General features: G+C 54.1%; 1 protein-coding gene. It reads left to right on the top strand.

The window, feature by feature from the left end:
• Window positions 1–2 precede the first annotated feature (2 nt).
• Window positions 3–436 (top strand): LacI family DNA-binding transcriptional regulator (locus tag M975_RS22010; RefSeq protein ID WP_245164528.1); only part of this gene is annotated, 434 nt, incomplete at its 3' end.

Below are 436 nucleotides of genomic sequence, written 5' to 3'. Positions count from 1 at the left end.
CGATTGATGATGTATCTCGACTAGCCAATGTTTCCAGAGCAACGGTTTCCCGCGTGCTAACGGGGACCCGAGGTGTTCGCGAAGAGAGCCGTGAGGCGGTATTACGGGCCGTAGAAGAACTCAACTACCGCCCCAGCTTTGCCGCGCAAAACCTGGCGAGTCAATCATCAAGCCATATCGGCGTGGTGCTTTCCTCACGTGATGAAAGCAGTGGCGCGCGTATACTTCCCGCGTTTGCGCGCGCAATGAAAGTGCTCAACAAAACGCTGATCGTCCAGTATGTGGATAATGACATCGAACAGGCAGCTTTTGTAGATGATTTACAACGGCAATGCGCCGCCGTTGTGGTGTTCGGACCGGTTTTACCGGGCAGTGGCGAAAACGTGATTTCTTTCGACCGCCCCGTGGTGGATGCGAAAAGTCTGGGCTACGATTT

Origin of the sequence: Buttiauxella brennerae ATCC 51605 (assembly GCF_001654925.1) — a bacterium.
GTDB classification, from domain to species: Bacteria; Pseudomonadota; Gammaproteobacteria; order Enterobacterales; family Enterobacteriaceae; genus Buttiauxella; species Buttiauxella brennerae.
This window is presented reverse-complemented; position numbering and strand designations above follow the sequence as displayed.